Here is a 20898-nt window from a genome sequence, read left to right on the forward strand (position 1 = left end):
ATTCACGGACGATGGGACAACCAGTCGAATGGGCAACCTCACTATCGCCTAGCTGACACCGATTGGACCATCCGGTGGACCACCACGCCGAGTACGGTGCAGCTTGTGCCTCGTGACCAGTACCCCGTTACCGCAAATAGGCATCGGATCACTCTGAGCAATGTCGCTTTTGATCCCGTTCGGGAAGAAGACGTCATCCGCCACGTCGTCGCCGCACTGAACGCCGGCACCGGCGGCCAGATCATCACCCCGAATGTGGACATTCTGCGCCGCGCCAATCGCGAAGAGGAGTGCCACAGACACATAGAGTCGTCAACTCTGGTGGTCGCGGACGGTGCGCCACTGATCTGGGCCAGCCGGATCAGCGGCGACCCGCTGCCGGCCCGGGTCCCCGGATCAGACCTGATCTGGAGCCTGTCCCGGGCGCTCGGCGAGCAGGGCCGGTCGGTCTACCTGCTCGGTGGCGAGCCGGGCACGGCGGTGCAGGCCGCCGCCGTACTCCGCCGCGAATTCCCCCAGCTCACCATCGCCGGCCAGCTCAGCCCGCCGTTCGGGTTCGACCGGTCCGAGGAGCAGCTCACCCGGATCTGCACCGAGGTGGCCGCCGCCCGACCGGACCTGATCTTCGTCGGACTCGGCTTCCCCAAACAGGAACGACTCATCGCCCGGCTTCGGCCGATGCTGCCGAACACCTGGTTCATGGGCTGCGGAGCGGCGATCGGTTTCGTCGCCGGGGTACACCGTCGGGCCCCCCGGTGGATGCAGCGCACCGGGTTGGAGTGGATGCACCGGCTGCTCCGCGAGCCACACCGGCTCACCCGCCGCTACCTGCTGCACGACGTACCGTTCGCGCTGCAGTTGCTCGGCGGCAGCGTCCGGACCCGGTTGCGGCGCGGCGACCAGGCGACGAACAACGGCGGCGTACCGGCGCTCCCGCCGACCCGGCACATCCCGGCCCCCCGTGACAACCGGGACAACCGGGACGACCGGGACGCCAACCGTCCCGACCCGGTCGGCTCCGGGAAGCGCCCGTGAGCCGCCCAGACGTCTCGGTCGTCATCGTCTCGTACAACACGAGTCAGCTGATCGTGCGCTGCCTGACCGAGCTGTACGCGAGTCTGACCCCGGACGTCACAGCAGAGGTGGTAGTGGTCGACAACGCCTCCACCGACGGCTCCGCCGACACCATCGCCGACCGGTTCCCGCAGGTCCGCCTGGTACGGCTGACGGACAACGTCGGGTTCGGCCGGGGCATCAACCGTGGGGCGGCGGTCAGCACCGGGCGCTACCTGCTCTGCCTGAACCCGGACACGGTTCCGGTCGGCCATCCGGTCACCGAGCTGGTCACCTTCGCCGACCGGCATCCCGGACACGGCCTGTACACCGGGCGCACCCTGCACCCCGACGGCACCGACGACAACTACTCCTGCTGGGGCATGCCCACGGTGTGGAGCATCTTCGGCTTCGCCAGCGGGCTGTCGACGGCATTCCGCGGCCGGGCCTGGGCGGATCCGGAGGCGCTGCCCGGCTACGACCGCAAATCGGTACGCGAGGTGCCGGCGCTGTCCGGCTGCATGCTGCTCGTCGAGCGGGACCTGTTCGGCCGGCTCGGCGGCTTCGACCCGCAGTACTTCCTCTACAGCGAGGACATCGACCTCAGCACCCGGGCCCGAGCGTTGGGCGCCCGCCCGGTGCTGACCCCGACCGCTCAGGTGGTGCACCTGGTCGGTGCCTCGTCCAGCTCCGAGGGGCAACGGATCCGGATCCTGCGCGGCAAGGCCACCTACGTCCGACGGCACTGGTCGCCGCTGCGGGCCTGGACCGGCGTCCGGCTGCTGGTCGCCGGGGTCGGTCTACGGGCGGTGGGCAAGACGCTGCTCGGCCGGGACCGGTCCCGGGGCGTCGACTGGATCGAGGTCTGGCGTTCCCGCCGCGACTGGGCGGCCGGCTACCCGCCGGTCGAGGAGGATCGGCCGACCACCGAACGACTCGAACCCGCCGGCTGACCGCCCCGGACATCGCATCCCACGGTCACGTCGTGGGTGGGCCACACCCGTGCGGTCACCCTTCGTCGGCCTGCCGCTGCGGCGGCCCGGCGACCGGGACGTCGGCGAACGCCGCCACCGTACGGTCGGCGTACGCGTTGGCGTCGCCGTACTCCATCGGGCCGTCCCAGCTGGTCGGCAGCGGCACCGTGACCTGCGGCGCGACCCGGCGGACCACCTCGTCGAGCACCCGCTCCACCTGGCCGACCCAGAGATGGCGGGCGCCTGCGACCCCGACCACCTCCGCCTGCCCGACCACGGCGAACCGCCGGGTCGCCTCGTCCGGCCGCAGGTAGTCGTCCAGCTCCGGGACCAGCGCGGTGAGTGGCTTGCCGGACGCCGACCAGGTGGCCAGGTCGGCGTCGGTGGCGAAGCGCAGCGGCGGCGACAGCAGGATCGCGCCCTCGACCGCCGGGTCGCAGCCGTAGCGCAGTGCCAGGTCGGTGCCGAACGACCAGCCGAGCAGCCAGATCCTGGGCAGCTCGGCGAACTCGGCGTACTCGATTGCCGCCGCGACGTCGAACCGCTCCCCCTCGGCCGAGTCGAAACTGCCGCCGCTGGTGCCACGCTCGCTGCTGGTACCCCGGGTGTTGAACCGGAGCACGGCCACGTCGGCCAACGCCGGCAGCCGCCAGGCGGCCTTGCGGAACACGTGGCTGTCCATCATTCCGCCGTGGGTGGGCAGCGGATGCAGGCAGACCAGCGTGGCAACCGGCGGACGATCGGCTGGTAACGCCAGCTCACCGACGAGGGTGAGCCCGTCGGCGGTGTGCAGCTCGATGTCGCGGCGCTCGGCGGGCAGGATCGACATGGACCGGATCGGCTCGCTCACCCGGCCAGTCTCGCACTGCCCTGACCAGCCGGCCCGTCGGGGATCAGCCGTACCCGTCGGGGATCAGCCGTAGCGGGGCGCGGAGCGGGACCGCTCGACCGCCGGCCGCCGCTGCTCGCGGGCCCGCCAGCAGCCGGAGTGCCAGTGCCGCCGGTCGGTCAGGTCGCCCCGGCCGTCCGCCGGCCAGGCGACCACGTGCGGTACGCCCGGCCGGATCTCCTGCACGCAGCCCGGACAACGGTAGGTCTTGGTCGCCGCCGGACCGGGCACCGACCGCACCATCCAGTCGCCGTCGCTGAACGACTGCACGGCGGCGACGCCCCGGCGCACCCGCTCCGGGTCGACCGGCTCGGGCTGCCCGGGGTCGCCGTGGCCGCCGCGACCGGCGGACCGGCGGGTCGGGCGGTTGCGGCGCGGACTCATGATCGCAAGGGTACGTCGCCGCTGCGGCGCCCTGCTCAGCCGGCGTGGTCGCGGAAACCGCCCCCGGTGCGCTGGCCGAGCCGACCGGCGGTCACCAGGTTGCGCAGCAGCGGGGCGGGTGCCAGCCCGGGCTCGGGCAGCTCCCGGTGGATGGCGGTCTGGACGGCCAGCGCCACGTCCAGGCCGACGGTGTCGAGCAGTTCGAACGGCCCGGCGGGGTAGCCACAGCCGAGTTTCATCGCCGCGTCGATGTCGTCCGCCGTCGAATAGCTGCTCTCCAGCATCCGGACCGCGTCGTTGAGGTACGGCAACAGCAACGCGTCGGCGATGAAGCCGGCGCGGTCGCCACAGGTCACCGCGGTCCTGCCGAGTGCCGCGCAGAGTTGGTGCGCGGCCCGCACCGCGGTCGGCGAGGTCCGGACGGTACGCACCACCTCGACCAGTCGGGCCTGCGCCGCCGTACCGCCCACGAAGTGCAGTCCGACCACGTCCGCCGGCCGGCCGGTGGCCATCGCCACGTCGATCACCGGTGCCGTCGACGGGCCGACCACCACCACCAGGTCAACGGCGGCCAGGTCACGCCCGGCCCGGTCGACGGGGTCGGCCGCCGGGACGGCACCGGGGCCGGCGACCGTGACGACGTCGACTCCGGCGGCGGTGAGGACCTCGGCGACGTCGGTCGCCACGCTGCCCGACCCGACCACCCCGACGGTACGCGGTGCCGGGTCACCGGCCTCGGCACCGGCCACCGGAGTGAGTTCGTCCGGGGCAAGCCGCGACGAGCCCGGTGCCTGGTAGGTGTAGAACCCCCGGCCGGACTTGCGGCCGAGCAGCCCGGCGGTGACCATCTGCCGCAGCAGCGGCGCGGCCGCGTGCCGGCGGTCGTGGCCGCCACGCTGGTACATCGTCTCCAGCACCTGGTACGCGGTGTCCAGGCCGATCAGGTCGAGCAGCGTCAACGGGCCCATCGGCAGGCCGTGGCCCTGCTGCATGGCCGCGTCGATGTCCTCCCGGCTGGCGTATCCGGCCTCGTACATGCCGATCGCCTGGTTGAGGTACCCGAACAGCAGCGCGTTGGCGATGAAGCCGGCGCGGTCGGTGACGCTCACCCCGACCTTGCCGAGCCGGGCGCAGAGCGCCTGGACGTCGCGGGCCACCTCCGGCGCGGTCACCACGGTGCTGATCACCTCGACCAGCCGCATCACCGGCGCCGGGTTGAAGAAATGCAGCCCGATCACCTGGCCGGGACGTTCGGTGGCGACAGCGATCTCGGTGACGCTCAACGACGAGGTGTTGGTCGCCAGGACGGCCCCCGGTGGGCACACCCGGTCGAGCTCGGCCAGCAGGCGTCGCTTGAGATCGAGCCGCTCCGGGACCGCCTCGACGGCCAGATCGACGTCGCGGAGTGCGTCGAGTCCGACCGCGAAGGTCACCCGGGCGTGCAGTGCGTCCCGGTCGGCCGGGTCGAGTTTGCCGCGGGCGACGGCCCGGTCGGTGGAGGCCGTCAGGTTGGCCCGCCCCTTGTCCAGCGCCGCCCCGTCCACCTCGGCGGCGACCACGTCGACGCCGTTGCGGGCGAAGACCTCGACGATCCCGGCACCCATCGTGCCGAGCCCGACCACTCCCACGGTCTTGAACTCGCGCGCCATCTGCCCTCCGTCCGTCACCCGCGCCGGCCCCGGTGCAGGGCGAGTCTGTCACGAATCGCCGCACCGTCGCTCAGCGGAGCACCACGGCCAGATTCGTCAGGAGAGCACCACGACCGCCGTCGCTCAGGAGAGCACCACGACCATCCAGGTCAACCAGCCGACCAGGAAGACCCCGGCCAGCCCGGCCATCAGCAGTGTGCTGGGCCGGCGGCGGGGACGCATCGGCTGGGTGGGCTCGCCGAGCACGGTATGCAGCGGGGAACCCGGTCCGGTGGTCGGCCGCACCGGTGCGCCGGGCAGCGCAGCCGTGGCCGGCCGGGGAATCCGGGTGCCGACCGGGTCGGTGAGCGCCGAAGCCGGATCGTAGAAGCGCAGTTCCACGCCGCCGATCCGGATCCGGTCGCCGTCGCGCAACTCGGTCGGCTGCCGGATCCGCAGGTCGTTGACCCAGGTCCCGTTCGTCGATTCCTGGTCGGTCAGCACGGTACGGCCGCCGCCGGCCGCTATCACCGCGTGGCACCGGCTGACCTTGATGTCGTCGATGGTGATGTCCAGGCCGGCATCCCGGCCGATCACCCGGTTGCCGGGCGACAGCCGGTAACTGGCCCCGGGAGTCGGGCCGGTGATCACCTGCAGGAGAGGTAGCAGCGACTGGTGTTCGGACATCAGCTGGTGAAGTGCCTTCCCCCCTCGACAGCGACGCACATCGCGCCACCCGTTGCAGCCTGCCAGCTCGCGCCGAACCAGGACATGGTCCCTTGTCCGGTGTTCGTCGCCGGCCGGGTCAGGTCCGCGCCACCGGTTCGACGGTGGTCCGCGACAACCGGACACCCGCCCTGACGCCAGGTGGCCAAGGCTGTCATTACATCGCCAAGAATCGAAGTCTCGCTACCCGCGAGTACCCTTCACGGCTAACCTCGGACAATACTGCGCAGCGGGCAGCCGGAGCGATCCGGGGCCGGCGCGCAGCCGCAGCTGGCGAAGGAGGCCATGGTGACAGCGGTACGGATCCCAGGCCGACCGGTGGTCGACGACGGGCATCTCCTCTCCTCCCACCCGGCGACCGGCGCCCAGGTGGGCCGGGTCCCGATCGCCGACCGCGATCAGGTCGCGGCGGCGGTGGCCGCGGCCCGGACCGCAGCCGGCTGGTGGGTCGGGATCGGCCACCCGCAACGCCGCCGCCGGCTGCTGCGCTGGCGGTCGCTGCTGGCCACCCGGATCACCGAGCTCGCCGACCTGATCAACCGGGAGTGCGGCAAGCCGGTGGCCGAGGCGGTCGTCGAGATCGCCGCCGCGATCGAACACATCGACTGGGCGGCCCAGCACGCCAAGCGGGTGCTCGGGGTCCGGCGGACCCACACCCGGCTGATCACCGCCGAGTTCAGCGGGCACCTGGAGTACCAGCCGCTCGGCGTGGTCGGGGTGATCGGCGCGTGGAACTACCCGGTGCTCATTCCGATCGGCCCGATCGCGTACGCGCTGGCCGCCGGCAACACGGTGGTCTTCAAGCCCAGCGAGTACACCCCGGTGACCGGACAGTGGCTGGTCGACACGCTCACCGAGGCGGTCGGCGCGGAGTCGGTCCTGACCGCCGTGCACGGGCTCGGCGACGTCGGCGACGCGTTGTGCCGGTCCGGCGTGGACAAGCTCTCGTTCACCGGCTCACCACGGACCGGCCGCCTGGTCATGGCGGCCTGCGCCGAGACGCTCACCCCGGTGGTGATCGAGGCCGGCGGCAAGGACGCGATGATCGTCGACGACGATGCCGACATCGACGCGGCGGCCGAGGCCTGCGTCTGGGGGGCGATGACCAACGCCGGGCAGAGCTGCATCGGCATCGAGCGGGTGTACGCGCTGGCCCCGGTGTACGACGCGTTCGTCACCGCGGTGGTGGACCGGGCCGGCCGGCTGACTGTCGGTAGCGGACCGGACGACCAGGTCGGACCGATCGCCATGCCCGGGCAGCTCGACGTCATCCGACGGCACATCGACGACGCGCTGGCCGCCGGTGGGCGGGCGGTGCTCGGCGGTGCCGCGGCGGTACAGCCGCCGTACGTGCATCCGACCGTCCTGGTCGACGTGCCGCCCGACTGCACCGCCGTCCGCGAGGAGACCTTCGGTCCGACCGTCACGATCCACCGGGTCGAGACCATCGACGAGGCGATCGCGGCGGCCAACGACACCCGCTACGGGTTGGGCGGCGCGGTCTTCGGCAAGCGGCGGGGGATCGCCGTCGCCCGCCGGATCCGCAGTGGAATGGTGTCGATCAACTCGGTACTCACCTTCGTCGGGTTCAGTGAGCTGCCGTTCGGCGGAGTCGGCGAATCGGGTTTCGGCCGGGTGCACGGTGAAGACGGGCTGCGGGAGTTCTCCCGGTCCAAGGCGATCACCCGCCGCCGGGCACCGTCGGTGCTGCCGACGATGACGTTCGAGCGGACCCCGACCGACGTGGCCCGCATCGTCAAGGTGATCAAGCTGCGGTACGGCCGCGACTGATCGCGGGTCAGCCGGCGATCGGCTGGTGGGCGCCGAGGCTGGCCTGGTCGGCGGCGGTGGTGCCGGCGATCCACCCGGCCCGGTTGTGGCCGGCGATCGACCGGCTGGTCACCGTCGGGAAGAGCCGCTCGGTGGCCCGGTCCACCTGCTCGTCGCGGGCCGCCAGCACCGGCACCAGCGCGGCGCCGGTCCGCGCGGCCGCCTCCCGGCCGACGTCGTCGGCGGCGGTACGCAACCGCTGCCCGATCCGCACCGCGTACGCCTCCAGGAAGGACTGGCGGAACGACCGGGTGGTCGACTGCCCGCCCCGGCCACGCTGCGGGCCGTTGCGCAGCATCGCCGCAGTGGCCTGCACCAGCAGCGAGGTGTGCAGCAACTCGACCGACTCGCAGTCGGCGACGAACCCGACGACGGTGGCGAAGCCGAGATTGTTGGACCACACCGACCGGCAGCCGTTCGCCTCGGCGACCTGCTGCAGCAGCAACGCCTTGGCCTGCTCGTACGGTGCTTCCAGACCGATCCGTACGGCCACCGGGTCGGCCTGCGGCCCGCCGGCACCGGTCTGCTGCGCGGCGAGCAGCGCATGGTCGATGCGGTGCCGGGTCATCAGCTCCTGGGCCTTGGCCGACAGCGCTTCGGCCTCCTCCGCGAACTCGGTCGACTCGGCCTTGGCCAGCAGCGCCCGGATCCGGCCGAGCTGGCGCTCGTCCACATCGTCCGTCCCGGCCGCCCCGGAGGGTGCGGCCGGGGTCGGCCGCCGACGCTGCTGCGTCCCGTCGTCACCGGGGCGGACCGTGCCGGGCAGCGGGGCCACCAGCTCCAGCCTCGGCAGGCCGATCAGCAGCCCGGCCACCCGCACCGCGAGCAGTACGGCGGCGGCCCGGTCCAGCTTGGACCCGGCCGCCCAGGCGGTGAGCCGGTGGTCGGGTGGGTCGGTGCCCCACACGTCGAGGTCGAGATCACGCAGTTGGCGGTGCCAGCGGTCGGCGACCGTCGCCGACGCGTACCCGCGCAGCTGCGCCGCGACGTACCCGGCGGTCAGGCTCACCGCCCGCTTGCCGAGCTCGCGGCCGGCCACCCGCAGCACGTCGGCCGGCATCCAGCCGTGGCCCCACAGCCCGGCGGCCACCTGCCGCAACGCCTCGTCCACCGCCTGGTCCACCAGCCGGTCGTCGGCTGCGACCAGCGCGGCCACGCACTCGTCGAGGTCGTCCGGTCGGTCGGCCGTCGCCATCCGGGCCGCCCGGCGCAGCAGCTCGTCGACCCGCTGCGCCTCGGTCGGTGGCGGGTAGAAACCGAACCCGTCGGGGTACGCAGCGTCGGCGGTCTGTGCCCGTTGGCGTTGCCGCTGTTCCCTGGCCTTCTTCTTGGCGGCTCGACGTTGCTGGTTACGCACACCCATTAGCGGACTCCAGAAACTCGGTGCCAGAGCTGGTCAAAGTTCGGTGCTGGTCAGAACAGGGTGAGTTCGTCCCGTTCGATGCCCCGTAGCTTGTCGTAGTCGACCACCACGCACCGGATGCCACGGTCCTCGGCCAGCACCCGGGCCTGCGGTTTGATTTCCTGTGCAGCGAAGATGCCGGTCACCGGCGCCAGCAGCGGGTCCCGGTTGAGCAGTTCGAGGTAGCGGGTCAGCTGCTCGACGCCGTCGATCTCGCCCCGACGCTTCACCTCGACCGCGACGCTCGCTCCGCCGTCACGACAGAGCAGGTCCACCGGGCCGATCGCGGTCATGTACTCCCGCCGTACCAAGGTGAAATCGTCACCGAAGGTAGTCGGGTTGGCGGCGAGCAGCTCCTGCAGATGCGCCTCCACCCCGTCCTTGCGTAGACCGGGGTCGACACCCAGGTCGTACGACATCTCCTGGAGGATCTCCTCCAGGGTGATCCGCAGCTCCTCGCCGGCCTTGTTGACCACCCGCCACATGCCCGGCGTCTCCTCCAGCCGGCACGGCGGGCTCATCCAGTTCAGCGGCTTGTACGCCCGGTCGTCGGCGTGAATCGAGACCGATCCGTCCGCTTTGACCATCAACAGCCGGGTCGCCGGCGGCAGATGTGCCGAGAGTCGACCGACGTAGTCCACCGAGCATCGAGCAATCACCAGCCGCACCCGAAGAGGGTAGCGCCAGCGGCGGCCGCGTACCGCGCAGGGCTGGCGCGGCGGTGCGATCCTGGTGACGTGTTCGAACTGCTGACCGGGACCGGGCTGGCCGCGTCCGCTGGGCTCAACGCCTACATCCCGCTGCTGACCGTCGGTGTGCTCGCCCGCTACACCAGCCTGATCACGCTGCCGGACGGCTGGCAGTGGATGTCCGACGAATGGGTGCTGGGCATCCTCGCCGTCCTGCTGGTCGTCGAGGTGGTCGCCGACAAGGTGCCGGTCGTCGATCACGTCAACGACGTGGTGCAGACGGTCGTCCGGCCGACCGCTGGCGGGCTGGCGTTCGGAGCGGGGTCGGCGTCGGAGACGGTGACGGTCAGCGACCCCGGGGAGTTCTTCGCGTCGGACCAGTGGATTCCGGTGCTGGTCGGCGTGCTGATCGCGCTTGGCATACATCTACTCAAAGCGACGGCCCGACCGGTGATCAACACCGCCACCGCCGGGATCGGCGCACCGGTGGCGAGCACCGCCGAGGACGCCACCAGCGTGGTGATGTCGGTCGTCGCGATCCTGCTGCCCATCCTGGTGCTGGTCTTCCTGGTGGCACTGCTGATCGGCGGGCCGCTGCTGGTCCGCCGGGCCTGGCAGCGCCGCCGGGAGCGACGGGCGGCCCGGGCCGCCGGATACCGGGTCTGACCGGACACCCCGCGCCGGTCTGATCGCGTCGACCTGGGGCCCGAACGGTCGGGATCCTGTGGGCGGCCCGACACCGGTCCGGGGCACCTGCGACGATCTGCGCCGTGCGTTCACGTTCGACCACTTCGGAATCGCGTCCGGTCGCCCTGGCGGTGGCGACCGCGCTCGCCCTGGTCGGGATCACCGTACCCGTCGTCACCGGCTGCGGCACGACCGCCGAACCGCCCGCCGTCAGCAGCACCGGCACCGCCAGCCCGGCGACGGCACCGACCGGTCCGGCCTCCGCCGGCGGCGACCGACCCACTGGACCGCCGCCGGCCGACCCGACCAGGCCGGCGGCAGACCCCGCCGGGCCGCCGCAGACCCCGCCCGGCGCGACCCGACCGGGCACCCGACCGCCGGTGGTCGGCCACGGACCGCGCGTCGGCAACCTGGTCGCGTTGACCTTCGACGCCGACATGACCGAGGCGATGCGGTACGAGCTGCGCAGCGGCGCGGTCCGCTCGTACGCCAACCTGGCCATCGTCGAGCTGCTGGAACGCGAGCAGGTCCCGGCGACGTTCTTCCTCACCGGCATGTGGGTCGAGGAGTATCCGGAGCTGACCCGCCGGCTCGCCGGGAATCCGCGGTTCGAGCTGGCCAACCACACGTACGACCATGCCGCGTTCACCGCCGACTGCTACGGCCTGCCCCGGCTGCCGGCGACCGCGATGACCGCCGACGTGGCGAGGACCTTCGACGTGATCGAGCCGTACGGTGGCCGTCAGACCCGCTACTTCCGGTTTCCGGGGCTGTGCCACGACGGGGCCGCGCTGGCCGCGCTGGCGCCGCTCGGGTTGACCGTGGTCGACGGCGACGTGATCAGCGGCGACCCGTTCGCCACCGCCTGGGAACCGATCGTCGACGCCGTCCTGTCCGGCGTCCGGCCCGGCTCGGTGGTGGTGCTGCACGTCACCGAGGCCAACGCCGCGCTGACCGACGAGGCGTTGCCACACATCCTGACCGGCCTGCGCGACCGTGGCCTGACCCCGGCGACGCTGTCCGAGGTGCTCGCCGAACGGTGAGCGCCGGTCCCGCCCACGGCCGCGCCCGTCCCGCCCCGCGCGGCGGTTCACCGCCAGCGGAACAAGCGGGCCGCCAGGGCACCGACCACCGTCAGGTAGCCGACCATCACCAGCAGGTGCAGCGGACGGACCGCGTCCCCGGCCCAGCTGGCCTGCATGGCCTGGCTCAGCGCGCCGAGCGGGGTGAGGTCGCTCAATCGGCGGATCGTCCCGGGCATCATCGGCCCGGGGGTCCACACCCCGGCGAAGAACAGCATCGGGAAGTAGACCAGCATGCCGATGGCGTTCGCCGCCCGTCCGGTCGACGCCAGCGCCGCGATCAGCAACCCGACCGCGAAGGTAGCCGCCGCGCCAAGCAGAAACACGCCCAGGAAGCGCACCGGGTGCTCGGGCAGCGGCACCCGGAACGCGACCGCCGCCGCAGCGACGGCCAGACCGACCGCAAGCGTCGTGGCGGCCACCGAGACCAGCAGCTGGGCACCGAGCAGCTTCGCCGGGCGTACCGGCGTGGTGGCCATCCGGCGCAGCACCCCGCGTTCCCGGTATCCGGCCACCGTCGTGGGCAGGGTGGTGATCGCGACGGTGGCGACCGCCATCGCGACCACCACTGGCAGGTAGATGTCGATCGGCCGCAGACCGGCGAGCTCCGCCACGGGGGTACGGAAACCCGGCATCACCCCGCCCAGCACGACGATCAGCAGCATCGGGAAGGCCAGCGCCATCACCAGCGCCGCCGGGTCCCGCAGGAACAGTTTGGCCTCCATCACGGTGAGCCGGCGCAGCGCGGTCATCGGTCGCCCCCGGTGAGGGCGAGGAACGCGTCGTCCAGAGTGGCCTGCTGCAGGCGCAGCTCACGTGGCGTGACACCGTGTCGGGACAGCGCCGCCGCGACGGCGAAGAACAGCTCCGCACCGCCGTCGACGACGACCTCTCGACCGTCGATGGTCGCGGAGGCGACCTGCGGCAACTCGGTCAGCAGGGCGAGGTCGAGCGGTCGGTCCGGGACGAACCGGATCCGCTGCCCGCTGTCGACGCTGGCGGCCAGCCCGGCCGGGGTGTCGACGGCGACCACCCGGCCGGCGTCGATCACCGCGACCCGGTCACAGAGCCGCTCCGCCTCCTCCATCAGGTGAGTGACCAGCACCAGGGTGACGCCCCGGTTGCGGACCGATTCGACAAGTCCCCAGGTGTCCCGGCGGGCCGCCGGGTCCAGCCCGGTGGTCAACTCGTCGAGGAACGCCACCTTCGGGTCACCGACCAGGGCCAGGGCCACGGACAGGCGCTGCTTCTGCCCGCCGGAAAGCTGGCCGAAGCGGGCGTCGTGCCGGGACGACAGGCCGAGCAGGTCAAGCAGCTCCCGCCAGTCGGCCGGCCGCCGGTAGAAGGAGCTGTAGAGCTCCAGCGCCTCCCACACCTTGATCCGCTCCGGCAGTTGGCTCTCCTGCAGCTGCGCCCCGAGTTGCTGGCGTAGCCGTGCTCCGTCGCGCTGCGGGTCCAGGCCGAGCACCCGTACGGTGCCCCGGTCCGGTCGGCGCAGCCCGAGCGCGCACTCCACAGTGGTGGTCTTGCCGGCACCGTTGCGGCCGAGAATTCCGAAGATCTCCCCCTCTGCGACGGTGAACGACACGTCGTCCACCGCGACCAGGTCGCCGTACCGTTTGTGCAGCTGCTCGATCTCGATGACGGACATGGCGTCGCTCCTCAGCCGGAGATCTTCTTCAGTGGCAGCCGACGAACCAGCAGCCAGGTGACGGCGCCGACGACCAGCAGGGTCAGCAGGGCGATCACCGTCCCGGTGCCAGGGTGTGCCTCGTCGTCAAGCCCGAGCATCCGGGCGAAGCCGAACCCGGTCCACTCGGTACGGAATGCGGTCTCGACCACGAACGCCGGCAGCAGCGCCAGCGGCAGCAGCGATGTCCCCCACCACGGATTGAGCAGGTGGTAGACGATCGCGGTCAGCACTCCGGCCGCCATGTAGCCGAGATTGACCAGGCTGTACTCCAGCCAGATGGCGGCGGCGTCGCCCGCCGAACCGACCAGGTACGGCTCGGTCAGCCCGTCGAGCAGGCCGAAGACGTCGAAGGCCAGGTATTCGATGCCGAATCCGACCGTCGTCAGGGTGGAGAACCCGAGGGCGTACGGCACGAGGAAGCCCCAGGAGCCGATCAGCGCGTCCCGCCGGGTGACGCCTTGAGCGACGAACATCGGCAGGTACGTGCCCATGGCGACGATGCCGAAGACGAAGGTGAACCAGCGTGGCGCCTGCAGCCCCATGTTCTGCCACATGCTCGCCTCGACCGTGCCGAACCGGGCGATCAGGCTGACGACCACGGCCCATACCAGGTAGATGATCGTCCAGTACCACCCGGCCAGCGGCAGGGACCGGCGCAGCAGCGTACGGGTGACTTTCCAGGTGGTGGCGTTCATCGCCGCATCTCCTTGTTGTCCGCCTTGTCGTCCGCGGATTCCGCCGTGAGGTGTACGAACAGGTCCTGCAGCCCGATCGGGCCGAGCTCCAGGCCGGCGGCGCGGGCGGCGGCCCGGTCGCCGTCGTCGATGGCCCCGAAAACGGTGGTGGACCGGGTGCCGCCGAGCTGCTGGCTGCCGAGTACGGTGCGGCCGGCGACGAACGTGTCGACGGCGGCGGCCGGGCCGGTCACCGCCGTCCCCCGGGCGCGCAGCGTCTCGGTCTCCTCGTGGGCGACCAGCCGCCCCCGGTGCAGCACCACCACCTCCTCGAACAGCGACCCGACCTCTTCGATCAGGTGGGTGGAGAGCACGATGGTGCGCGGGTGGGCGAGGTAGTCGTTCAACACTTCCTCGTAGAAGGCGTACCGGCTGGGCGCGTCGAGGCCGAGGTAGGCCTCGTCGAAGATGGTCAGCGGCGCCCGGGCGGCCAGCCCGAGGGTGACGCTGAGCGCCGACTTCATACCCCGGCTCAGCCCATTGAGCCGCTTGCGCATCGGCAGGTCGAACCGCTCGACCAGACGCGCGGCGTAGTCGGCGTCCCAGTTCGGACGCAGCGTCGCGGCAAGGTCCAGGATGCAGCTGACCCGGTCGGTGTCCTGGGCGTCGACCCGGTCCCGGACGAACGCGATCTGCGACATGATCGCCGCGTTCTCGAACGGGTCGGCGCCGCCGATGCGCACCGTGCCGCTGGTGGCGGCCCGGAAGGCGGACAGTACGGCGAGCAGGCTGGTCTTGCCGGAGCCGTTGCGGCCGAGCAGTCCGTAGATCTTGCCCGGGGCGAGGGTGAGGTCGAGCGAGTCGACGGCGAGCGTGTCGCCGTAGCGGACGGTGAGGTTGCGGGTCTCGATCCCCAGGCCGGTCACTGGTGTTCCCCTTCTGCTGCATGGTGAATGCGGGCGACGACCTCGGTCAACGGGATGCCGATGATCCGGGCCTCGGTGACCATCGGGTCGACGACCTCGGTGAAGAACCGGTCGCGGCGTTGGCCGCGCAGCGTCTCGCGGGCGTTGGGGCTGACGAACATCCCGATGCCCCGCTTCTTGAACAGCACGCCCTCGTCGATGAGCTGGTGGAAGCCCTTGGCGGCGGTGGCGGGGTTGATCCGGTAGTAGCTGGCGTACTGGTTGGTGGACATGACCTGCTCGCCCTCCTGCAGCGCCCCGCTCAGGATGTCGTTTTTGATCTTGTCGGCTATCTGCTGATAGATCGGACTTCGATCATCGAACACGGGAGCACCTCTGGTTCACTGGTTCGTTACTCGTGTAATGAACCGTAGCACCGATGAACCAGGCCGGTCCAGCCCGCCAGCGGTGTCCGTCACCACCACGACACCCCAGCGCGGACGCTCGCCCGGCAGGGGGATAGTTGAGGCCATGAGCGACGAGGCGGCGGACCAGCCGGCCATCGAGGTACGCGGGCTGCGCAAGGCGTACGCCGGGACACCGGCGGTGGACGGGGTCGACCTGACCGTGCGGCGCGGCGAGGTGTTCGCCCTGCTCGGCCCGAACGGTGCCGGCAAGACCACCACCGTGGAAATCATGGAGGGCTACCGGCGCCGCGACGCCGGCGAGGTGCGGGTGCTCGGCGTCGACCCCGACCCGGGTACGCCGCAGTGGCGCTCCCGGATCGGCATCGTGCTGCAGGGCACCGGCGAGTTCGACGAACTGACCGTCGGCGAAGTCGTCGCACACTTCGCCGCCTTCTACCCGGCACCGGACGACCCGGCGACGGTGATCGACCGGGTCGGCCTGTCCGCCAAGGCGAAGGCCCGCACCCACACCCTCTCCGGCGGGCAGAAACGCCGCCTCGACGTGGCACTGGGCATCGTCGGCCGCCCCGAGCTGCTCTTCCTCGACGAACCGACCACCGGCTTCGACCCGGAGGCCCGCCGCGAGTTCTGGGAACTGATCCGGTCACTCGCCGGTGCCGGCACCACCATCCTGCTGACCACCCACTACCTGGACGAGGCGGAGGCCCTCGCCGACCGGGTCGGCGTGATCGCCGCCGGCCGGCTCGTCGAGGTCGCCGCCCCGGCCGAACTGGGCGGCCGGCGCGACGCCCTGGCCACCGTCGCCTGGCGTACCGCCGACGGGACGGCGCACCGCGAGGAGAGCGCGACGCCGACCAAGCTGGTCGCCGAGCTGGCCACGCGCTTCGACGGTGAGGTGCCCGGCCTGACCGTCACCCGCCCCACCCTGGAAGACGTCTACCTGCGGATGATTGGACACAAGTGAACGCGACCACCGGCGGCACCGCCGGCACCGTGACCTCGCCGTCGGCGGGCGCTTCCAGCAGTTCGCCGGCCGTCACCCGGGTCGGCCCGGCGCGGCTGGGGCTGCGGCAGGGCAAGCTGGAGATCCGGCAGTTCATGCGCAGCCGCGAGTCGGTCGTCTTCACGATGGCCTTCCCGGTCATCATGATCCTGATCTTCGCGTCGATCTTCACCGGGGAGATCACCGACGGCGTACGGTTCACCCAGTACTTCATCACCGGCATGATCGCCACCGGGCTGATGACCGTCGGCTTCCAGAGCCTGGCCATCCAGATCCCGATCGAGCGCGACCGGGGCGTGCTCAAGCGGTTGCGCGGCACCCCGATGCCGAAATGGGTCTACTTCGCCGGCAAGGTCATCATGGTGGCGGTGATCGGGTTCGCCGAAACGGTGCTCCTGCTGGCCGTCGCGACCCTGCTGTTCGATCTGCAGCTACCGGATACGGCGGTCAAGTGGTTCACCCTGGGGTGGGTGTCGGTGCTCGGCATCACCGCCTGCACGCTGTGCGGCATCGCGTTCTCGTCGCTGGCCCGCAGCGGTCGCAGCGCCTCGGCGGTGGCCACCCCGGTGTCGCTGGTGCTGCAGTTCACTTCCGGCGTCTTCTTCGTCTTCACCGCGCTGCCCGGCTGGATGCAGCAGATCGCCGCGCTGTTCCCGCTCAAGTGGATGTGCCAGGGGCTGCGGTCGGTCTTCCTGCCGGAGTCCTTCGGCACCCAGGAGCCGGGTGGCTCGTTCGAGCTGGGCATGGTCGCGCTGGTGCTCGCCATCTGGTGCGTCATCGGCCTGGTGCTCTGCCTGACCACGTTCCGCTGGACCACCAAACGCGACGGCTGACTCCCGGGACCCCAAGCTGCCGCCGAAAGCTTGATGCCTCAGGTGCATCTTGATGCACCTGAGGCATCAAGCTCTCTTGATCTCGTAGGCGCCCCAGGCACCCGGATGGCACGGGCACGGTGAACATGACTCTCGTGGGTCCAGGTCAACCCCGGTGGCGCGGATCATCCTCCTCGCCTTGCCGAACCGCTATCGAGGTGAGGCCTACGCACGTTATTTTCGCGTTTTAACGTGCGTAGGCCTCACCTCGATGGGCCAGCGGAGTCGCTGACATAGACGCCGCGTCCCTGCTGGCCGTACACGAGGCGTTCCGCCTTGAGCTGGATCATCACAAAACGGATGACCGTCTCGCTCACGTCATAGTGCGCCATGAGTTGACGGGTGGTCGGCAACCTGTCGCCAGGCTTGAGGACTCCGCTGCGGATCTACTCGGCGATGTCGGTGGCGATCTGCTGGTACAGCGGCGTAGCCATCGGCGCTCCCTCGGTCGGCAGCCACAAGACACCACACGCCGGGGGAAAGATGCGTTACGGGGTAGCGTTACGTTACCCAGTAACGTAAGTTGTGGACGGAGCTGCTCGGTCGGCACTGAGCGGTTTCACCCGGTCGGGGCGTGTAGCGAGTCACGCCGTTGGGCGTCCCGGCCCCGAAGGTTCGCCCTGGTCGCCGTACTGCCAAGGAGGGCTGCGGCGATCGGGGTGGGGTGGCCCTGCCGGCATCGGCAAGCTGCAGGGCCACCCGTCCACCCATCAACAACACCCGGATGAGCGGAACCAGCAGCAACACCAGCGGAAGCAGCGAGCAATGGGGAGGAAGACGAGATGCGTGAACTGTGGCGCCGGTGGCAGGTCCGCAGCCACCGCTTCCCGACGGTCCCCCGGCGCGGCGGCGGTCGGGGCCTCGACCCCGGCGAGGTCAGTCCTCGCGCTGGCTTGGCCGGTTAGCGGTGATCCAGGCCGCCACCTCATCGCGGCTCCAGATGCGCATCCGGCCGTTGCCCACCACGTCGATCGGCTCGGGGAAGCCTGGCCGGCGAACGATCTCCACAGCCCTCGTCCTCGACACGCCGCCGAGCATCGTGGCGATGTCTGCCAGGGCGACGAGCTTCACGACCTGAACGTAGGTCGGCAAGGTGTTACTACTTCAGCACTTACCGACTTGACACTGTCGAAGTGATAAGTGAGGCTGTTTGGGCACACAGATGAGCCCGTGAGTGACAGCGGTTGGGGCGGGTAGCGGGTCACGCCGTTGGGCGTCCCGGCCCCGAAGGTTCGCCCTGGTCGCCGTACTGCCAAGGAGGGCTGCGGTGATTGGGGTGGGGGTGGCCCCGCCGGCATCGGCAAGCGGCAGGGCCACCCCGTCCACCCGTCGACGACACCCGAACAAGCAGCACCAGCAGCGAGCAATGGGGAGGAAGACGAGATGCGTGAACTGTGGCGCCGGTGGCAGGTCCGCTGGCAACGACGCGTCATGGCGACCACACCGCCGGCCAGCTGGCCCGCCGGCAGCGCCACCGGCGTCTACCGGGCACCCGGCAACCCCGCCGGCCACAATCAGCGCGGGTCGGCGTACCGGCCGATCCGGCCCTGGCAGGTCCGCAGCCACCGCTTCCCGACGGTCCCCCGGCGCGGTGGCGGCCGGGGCCTGGACCCCGGCGAGGTCGCCGCGTTCCTCGACCGCGTCGCCCACGATCTTGGCATCGTGTACGCCGAGCTCGAACGCACGTGGGAGCAGAACGACCGGATCAAGGACGCGTTGCGCCGCTGGCAGTCCGCCCAGGCGACGCCCAGTCGGCACGGCGTCTACCAGGCCGGTGCGCGCCGGTGACCGGGTCGACGTCAGTCGCCGGCAGCAATGGCGGTCCGGCGCTGACCGTACGGACCGCCACCGCCGCCGACGTCGAACCCCTGGCGGAGTTGTTGGCGCAGGCGTGTGTGCTGGACCCGGTGGTGTCCTGGCTGATCAATGACCACGCGTTGCGCTATCTGACGATGCACCGGTTCTTCACCGCCGAGCTGGAGTTCGCCGTACGGCACGGAATCGTCGACGTCGTCGGCCACTGCGACGGGATGGCGATCTGGTACCCGCACCCGGCAGACCGGCTCCTGGCGGCGGAACATCAGCGGCGCAGGCTGCGGGCCTGCGGTGACCGGCACGGCCCGTACGCGCACTACACGTTCACCGCCGGCCGCCTCGAACCGACCGGTCGGCACCACCACCTGGCGTTCCTGGCCGCCGCGCCCTGGCTGAGACGCCAGGGCATCGGGTCGGCGCTGCTCGCGGCGCATCATGCCCGGCTGGACCGGATCGGCATGCCGGCGGTGGTCGAGGCGAGCAGCAAGCGGCAGCGGGCGTTCCATGAACGCCACGGCTACCGCGTCGTACGGGTCGCGCACCTGCCGGCCGACGGACCACCGCTGTGGGCGATGCGCCGGGGCGGCGCACCACCCGACCAACCACCGACGGCCGCAGCACTCCGCGTCAGCTGAACCGATGCGATCGTTACGGGCGGTAGACATCCGCTCGGTGGTCGATGCGGGTGACATGAACCGTTCGGTTGTCCTCGTCGATTCGGTAGACCACCCGGTAGGTGCCGCGTCGTGCCGAGTGATAGCCGGTCAACTCGCGGGTCAACGGCTTGCCGACCACATGGGGCCTTTCCGGTAACGGGCCGGTAAGGAACTCACCGACGGCCGTCGCGACGGCCAGCGGCAAGCCGACAGGTCGTCCCTCTGTTAGGGCTCGCCGGGCAGCGGGCGCTACGGAGAGTCGGTACGCCTCGTCGCTCACTGCTGTTCGCGCTCCGCGCGGGCAGCAAGCTGGCGCAGCAGTTCGTCAGCACCGACGCCGTGGCCGGCGGCGATGTCAGCCTCAGCGTGCCGGATCTCGTCCAGCGCGCCGGGCGTGGACAACAGGTCGAGGGTCTCTTCGAGGGCTTCGAGGTCAGACACCGACATGATGACCGCTTCAGGTCGTCCGTTTCGGGTGATTACCACCCGCTCATGGGTATCACGGACCTCATCAAGAACAGCGGACAGCCTTGCCTTGGCGTCCGCGAGCGGAATAGTAGTCATGACTACTATTCTAGTCACGAGCCTCGGTCAGGTGGCCGTGTCAGTAGCTGGCGGCGAGGTCAGTAGCTGTAGAAGCCCTGGCCGGTCTTGCGGCCCAGGTCGCCGGCGGTGACCATGCGCTGCAGCAGCTCCGGCGGGAAGAACTTCTCGTCGGCGGTGTCGGCGTAGATGTTCTTCGCCGCGTGCAGCAACACGTCCGCGCCGGTCAGGTCGGTGGTGGCCAGCGGCCCCATCGCGTGACCGAAGCCCAGCTTGCAGGCGGTGTCGAGGTCCTCGGCGGAGACCACGCCGGACTCGACGAGCTTGACCGCCTCGACGACCAGCGCGGCGATCAGCCGGGTGGTGACGAAGCCTGCGATGTCCCGGTTGACCACTACGCAGGTCTTGCCGATCTCCTCGGCGAACGCCTTCGCGGTGGCCAGGGTCGCGTCCGAGGTCTTGTAGCCGCGGACCAGCTCGCACAGCTTCATCATCGGCACCGGGGAGAAGAAGTGCGTACCGACCACCGATTCGGGGCGTTCGGTGACCGCGGCGATCTGGGTCACCGGGATCGCCGACGTGTTGGTGGCCAGCACCGCGTCCGCCTTGCAGATCTTGTCCAGCGCCCGGAACACCTCGTGCTTGATCTCGATGCGCTCGAAGACGGCCTCGACGACGACGTCCGCGTCGGCCGCCGCCTCCAGCTCGGTGGTGGTGGTGATCCGGCCCATCGCCGACTCGACGTCGGCGACGCTGATCGCGCCCTTGCCGGCGAACTTCTCCAGCGACCGGCGAATGCCGGCGACACCCCGGGAGGTCGCCGCGTCGTCCAGGTCGCGCAGGATGACCTGCCAGCCCGCCTGGGCGGCAACCTGGGCGATGCCCGAGCCCATCAACCCCGCGCCGATCACTGCCAGCTGACCTGCCATCTCTGCATCTCCTCGTCCACGCGCCTCGACCGGATG

General features: G+C 70.9%; 25 protein-coding genes. 9 read left to right on the top strand and 16 right to left on the bottom strand.

What is annotated here, in order from left to right; genetic code table 11:
- Positions 1 to 105: 105 nt before the first annotated feature.
- Positions 106 to 1035 carry a WecB/TagA/CpsF family glycosyltransferase gene (locus EDC02_RS20535; RefSeq protein WP_233606088.1) on the top strand — a complete coding sequence of 310 codons (930 nt, stop codon included), beginning with the start codon at positions 106 to 108 and terminating at the stop codon, positions 1033 to 1035.
- Complete coding sequence (locus EDC02_RS20540; protein ID WP_123603365.1) at positions 1032 to 2006, top strand: glycosyltransferase family 2 protein; 975 nt, start codon at positions 1032 to 1034, stop codon at positions 2004 to 2006. Before EDC02_RS20535 ends, EDC02_RS20540 begins: the two co-directional genes overlap by 4 nt.
- 55 nt (positions 2007 to 2061) lie before the next feature.
- Here EDC02_RS20540 and EDC02_RS20545 read toward each other — a convergent pair whose 3' ends face one another.
- The 4 genes from EDC02_RS20545 to EDC02_RS20560 all read right to left on the bottom strand — a co-directional run bounded on the left by EDC02_RS20545 (position 2062) and on the right by EDC02_RS20560 (position 5615).
- A complete protein-coding gene (locus tag EDC02_RS20545; protein ID WP_123603366.1) occupies positions 2062 to 2877 on the bottom strand; it encodes an alpha/beta hydrolase in 816 nt (271 codons plus the stop codon).
- Positions 2878 to 2940: 63 nt separating this feature from the next.
- The gene (locus EDC02_RS20550; RefSeq protein ID WP_123603367.1) at positions 2941 to 3300 is read right to left on the bottom strand and encodes a hypothetical protein; all 360 of its coding nucleotides are present in this window, start codon (positions 3298 to 3300) and stop codon (positions 2941 to 2943) included.
- 35 nt (positions 3301 to 3335) lie between these two features.
- A complete protein-coding gene (locus EDC02_RS20555; RefSeq protein WP_123603368.1) occupies positions 3336 to 4949 on the bottom strand; it encodes a 3-hydroxyacyl-CoA dehydrogenase family protein in 1614 nt (537 codons plus the stop codon).
- A 123-nt stretch (positions 4950 to 5072) separates the two neighbouring features.
- Positions 5073 to 5615: an FHA domain-containing protein gene (locus tag EDC02_RS20560; protein WP_123603369.1), complete on the bottom strand. Its 543-nt coding sequence runs from the start codon at positions 5613 to 5615 to the stop codon at positions 5073 to 5075.
- Positions 5616 to 5942: 327 nt separating this feature from the next.
- On the opposite strand from EDC02_RS20560, the gene EDC02_RS20565 reads away from it, so the two are divergent.
- Positions 5943 to 7445 carry an aldehyde dehydrogenase family protein gene (locus tag EDC02_RS20565; protein WP_123604985.1) on the top strand — a complete coding sequence of 501 codons (1503 nt, stop codon included), beginning with the start codon at positions 5943 to 5945 and terminating at the stop codon, positions 7443 to 7445.
- Between the two features lie 7 nt (positions 7446 to 7452).
- On the opposite strand, the gene EDC02_RS20570 is transcribed toward EDC02_RS20565, so the two are convergent.
- Together EDC02_RS20570 and nucS are read right to left on the bottom strand one after the other, a co-directional pair.
- A complete protein-coding gene (locus EDC02_RS20570; RefSeq protein WP_123603370.1) occupies positions 7453 to 8847 on the bottom strand; it encodes a DUF2786 domain-containing protein in 1395 nt (464 codons plus the stop codon).
- A gap of 50 nt (positions 8848 to 8897) precedes the next feature.
- Positions 8898 to 9554 (bottom strand): endonuclease NucS, encoded by a 657-nt coding sequence (gene nucS / locus EDC02_RS20575; protein ID WP_123603371.1) that lies wholly within the window; start codon positions 9552 to 9554, stop codon positions 8898 to 8900.
- A 69-nt stretch (positions 9555 to 9623) separates the two neighbouring features.
- Here nucS and EDC02_RS20580 point away from each other — a divergent pair, with 69 nt between their 5' ends.
- Together EDC02_RS20580 and EDC02_RS20585 are read left to right on the top strand one after the other, a co-directional pair.
- A complete protein-coding gene (locus tag EDC02_RS20580) occupies positions 9624 to 10241 on the top strand; it encodes a DUF4126 domain-containing protein (protein ID WP_123603372.1) in 618 nt (205 codons plus the stop codon).
- Positions 10242 to 10345: 104 nt separating this feature from the next.
- Positions 10346 to 11305 carry a polysaccharide deacetylase family protein gene (locus tag EDC02_RS20585; RefSeq protein WP_233606090.1) on the top strand — a complete coding sequence of 320 codons (960 nt, stop codon included), beginning with the start codon at positions 10346 to 10348 and terminating at the stop codon, positions 11303 to 11305.
- A 47-nt stretch (positions 11306 to 11352) separates the two neighbouring features.
- Here the strand turns inward: EDC02_RS20585 and EDC02_RS20590 are convergent, their stop codons facing one another.
- Genes EDC02_RS20590 through EDC02_RS20610 form a run of 5 tightly spaced genes read right to left on the bottom strand, consistent with a single transcriptional unit; the run spans position 11353 to position 15002 of the window.
- On the bottom strand, positions 11353 to 12096 hold the full coding sequence (locus EDC02_RS20590) for an ABC transporter permease (RefSeq protein ID WP_123603373.1): 744 nt from the start codon (positions 12094 to 12096) through the stop codon (positions 11353 to 11355).
- Positions 12093 to 12995, bottom strand: coding sequence for an ABC transporter ATP-binding protein (locus EDC02_RS20595; RefSeq protein ID WP_123603374.1), 903 nt, complete (start codon positions 12993 to 12995; stop codon positions 12093 to 12095). Before EDC02_RS20595 ends, EDC02_RS20590 begins: the two co-directional genes overlap by 4 nt.
- An 11-nt stretch (positions 12996 to 13006) precedes the next feature.
- Complete coding sequence (locus EDC02_RS20600) at positions 13007 to 13732, bottom strand: hypothetical protein (RefSeq protein ID WP_123603375.1); 726 nt, start codon at positions 13730 to 13732, stop codon at positions 13007 to 13009.
- Positions 13729 to 14637: an ATP-binding cassette domain-containing protein gene (locus EDC02_RS20605; protein WP_233606092.1), complete on the bottom strand. Its 909-nt coding sequence runs from the start codon at positions 14635 to 14637 to the stop codon at positions 13729 to 13731. Before EDC02_RS20605 ends, EDC02_RS20600 begins: the two co-directional genes overlap by 4 nt.
- Positions 14634 to 15002 carry a GntR family transcriptional regulator gene (locus tag EDC02_RS20610; RefSeq protein ID WP_123603376.1) on the bottom strand — a complete coding sequence of 123 codons (369 nt, stop codon included), beginning with the start codon at positions 15000 to 15002 and terminating at the stop codon, positions 14634 to 14636. The genes EDC02_RS20605 and EDC02_RS20610 overlap by 4 nt, the downstream gene beginning before the upstream one ends.
- 145 nt (positions 15003 to 15147) lie before the next feature.
- Between EDC02_RS20610 and EDC02_RS20615 the strand changes: the two genes are divergently transcribed.
- Both EDC02_RS20615 and EDC02_RS20620 read left to right on the top strand, forming a co-directional pair.
- Positions 15148 to 16008, top strand: coding sequence for an ABC transporter ATP-binding protein (locus EDC02_RS20615; protein WP_123603377.1), 861 nt, complete (start codon positions 15148 to 15150; stop codon positions 16006 to 16008).
- Positions 16009 to 16037: 29 nt separating this feature from the next.
- Entirely contained in the window at positions 16038 to 16880 is an 843-nt protein-coding gene (locus EDC02_RS20620) for an ABC transporter permease (protein WP_123604988.1), read from the top strand.
- A 242-nt stretch (positions 16881 to 17122) separates the two neighbouring features.
- Here the strand turns inward: EDC02_RS20620 and EDC02_RS41730 are convergent, their stop codons facing one another.
- Together EDC02_RS41730 and EDC02_RS20630 are read right to left on the bottom strand one after the other, a co-directional pair.
- Complete coding sequence (locus EDC02_RS41730; protein WP_255500589.1) at positions 17123 to 17305, bottom strand: winged helix-turn-helix domain-containing protein; 183 nt, start codon at positions 17303 to 17305, stop codon at positions 17123 to 17125.
- Between the two features lie 490 nt (positions 17306 to 17795).
- Positions 17796 to 17990 carry a hypothetical protein gene (locus tag EDC02_RS20630; protein ID WP_123604989.1) on the bottom strand — a complete coding sequence of 65 codons (195 nt, stop codon included), beginning with the start codon at positions 17988 to 17990 and terminating at the stop codon, positions 17796 to 17798.
- Between the two features lie 312 nt (positions 17991 to 18302).
- On the opposite strand from EDC02_RS20630, the gene EDC02_RS20635 reads away from it, so the two are divergent.
- Together EDC02_RS20635 and EDC02_RS20640 are read left to right on the top strand one after the other, a co-directional pair.
- Entirely contained in the window at positions 18303 to 18707 is a 405-nt protein-coding gene (locus tag EDC02_RS20635) for a DivIVA domain-containing protein (RefSeq protein ID WP_233606096.1), read from the top strand.
- Positions 18704 to 19369 carry a GNAT family N-acetyltransferase gene (locus tag EDC02_RS20640; protein ID WP_123603379.1) on the top strand — a complete coding sequence of 222 codons (666 nt, stop codon included), beginning with the start codon at positions 18704 to 18706 and terminating at the stop codon, positions 19367 to 19369. The genes EDC02_RS20635 and EDC02_RS20640 overlap by 4 nt, the downstream gene beginning before the upstream one ends.
- A 13-nt stretch (positions 19370 to 19382) precedes the next feature.
- Here EDC02_RS20640 and EDC02_RS20645 read toward each other — a convergent pair whose 3' ends face one another.
- From EDC02_RS20645 to EDC02_RS20655, 3 genes are all read right to left on the bottom strand, one after another.
- A complete protein-coding gene (locus EDC02_RS20645; protein WP_233606098.1) occupies positions 19383 to 19595 on the bottom strand; it encodes a type II toxin-antitoxin system RelE/ParE family toxin in 213 nt (70 codons plus the stop codon).
- Positions 19596 to 19666: 71 nt separating this feature from the next.
- A complete protein-coding gene (locus EDC02_RS20650; protein WP_123603381.1) occupies positions 19667 to 19954 on the bottom strand; it encodes a type II toxin-antitoxin system Phd/YefM family antitoxin in 288 nt (95 codons plus the stop codon).
- A 59-nt stretch (positions 19955 to 20013) separates the two neighbouring features.
- A complete protein-coding gene (locus tag EDC02_RS20655) occupies positions 20014 to 20862 on the bottom strand; it encodes a 3-hydroxyacyl-CoA dehydrogenase family protein (RefSeq protein WP_123603382.1) in 849 nt (282 codons plus the stop codon).
- Positions 20863 to 20898 lie beyond the last annotated feature (36 nt).

It is taken from the genome of Micromonospora sp. Llam0, assembly GCF_003751085.1.
Classification (GTDB): domain Bacteria; phylum Actinomycetota; class Actinomycetes; order Mycobacteriales; family Micromonosporaceae; genus Micromonospora_E.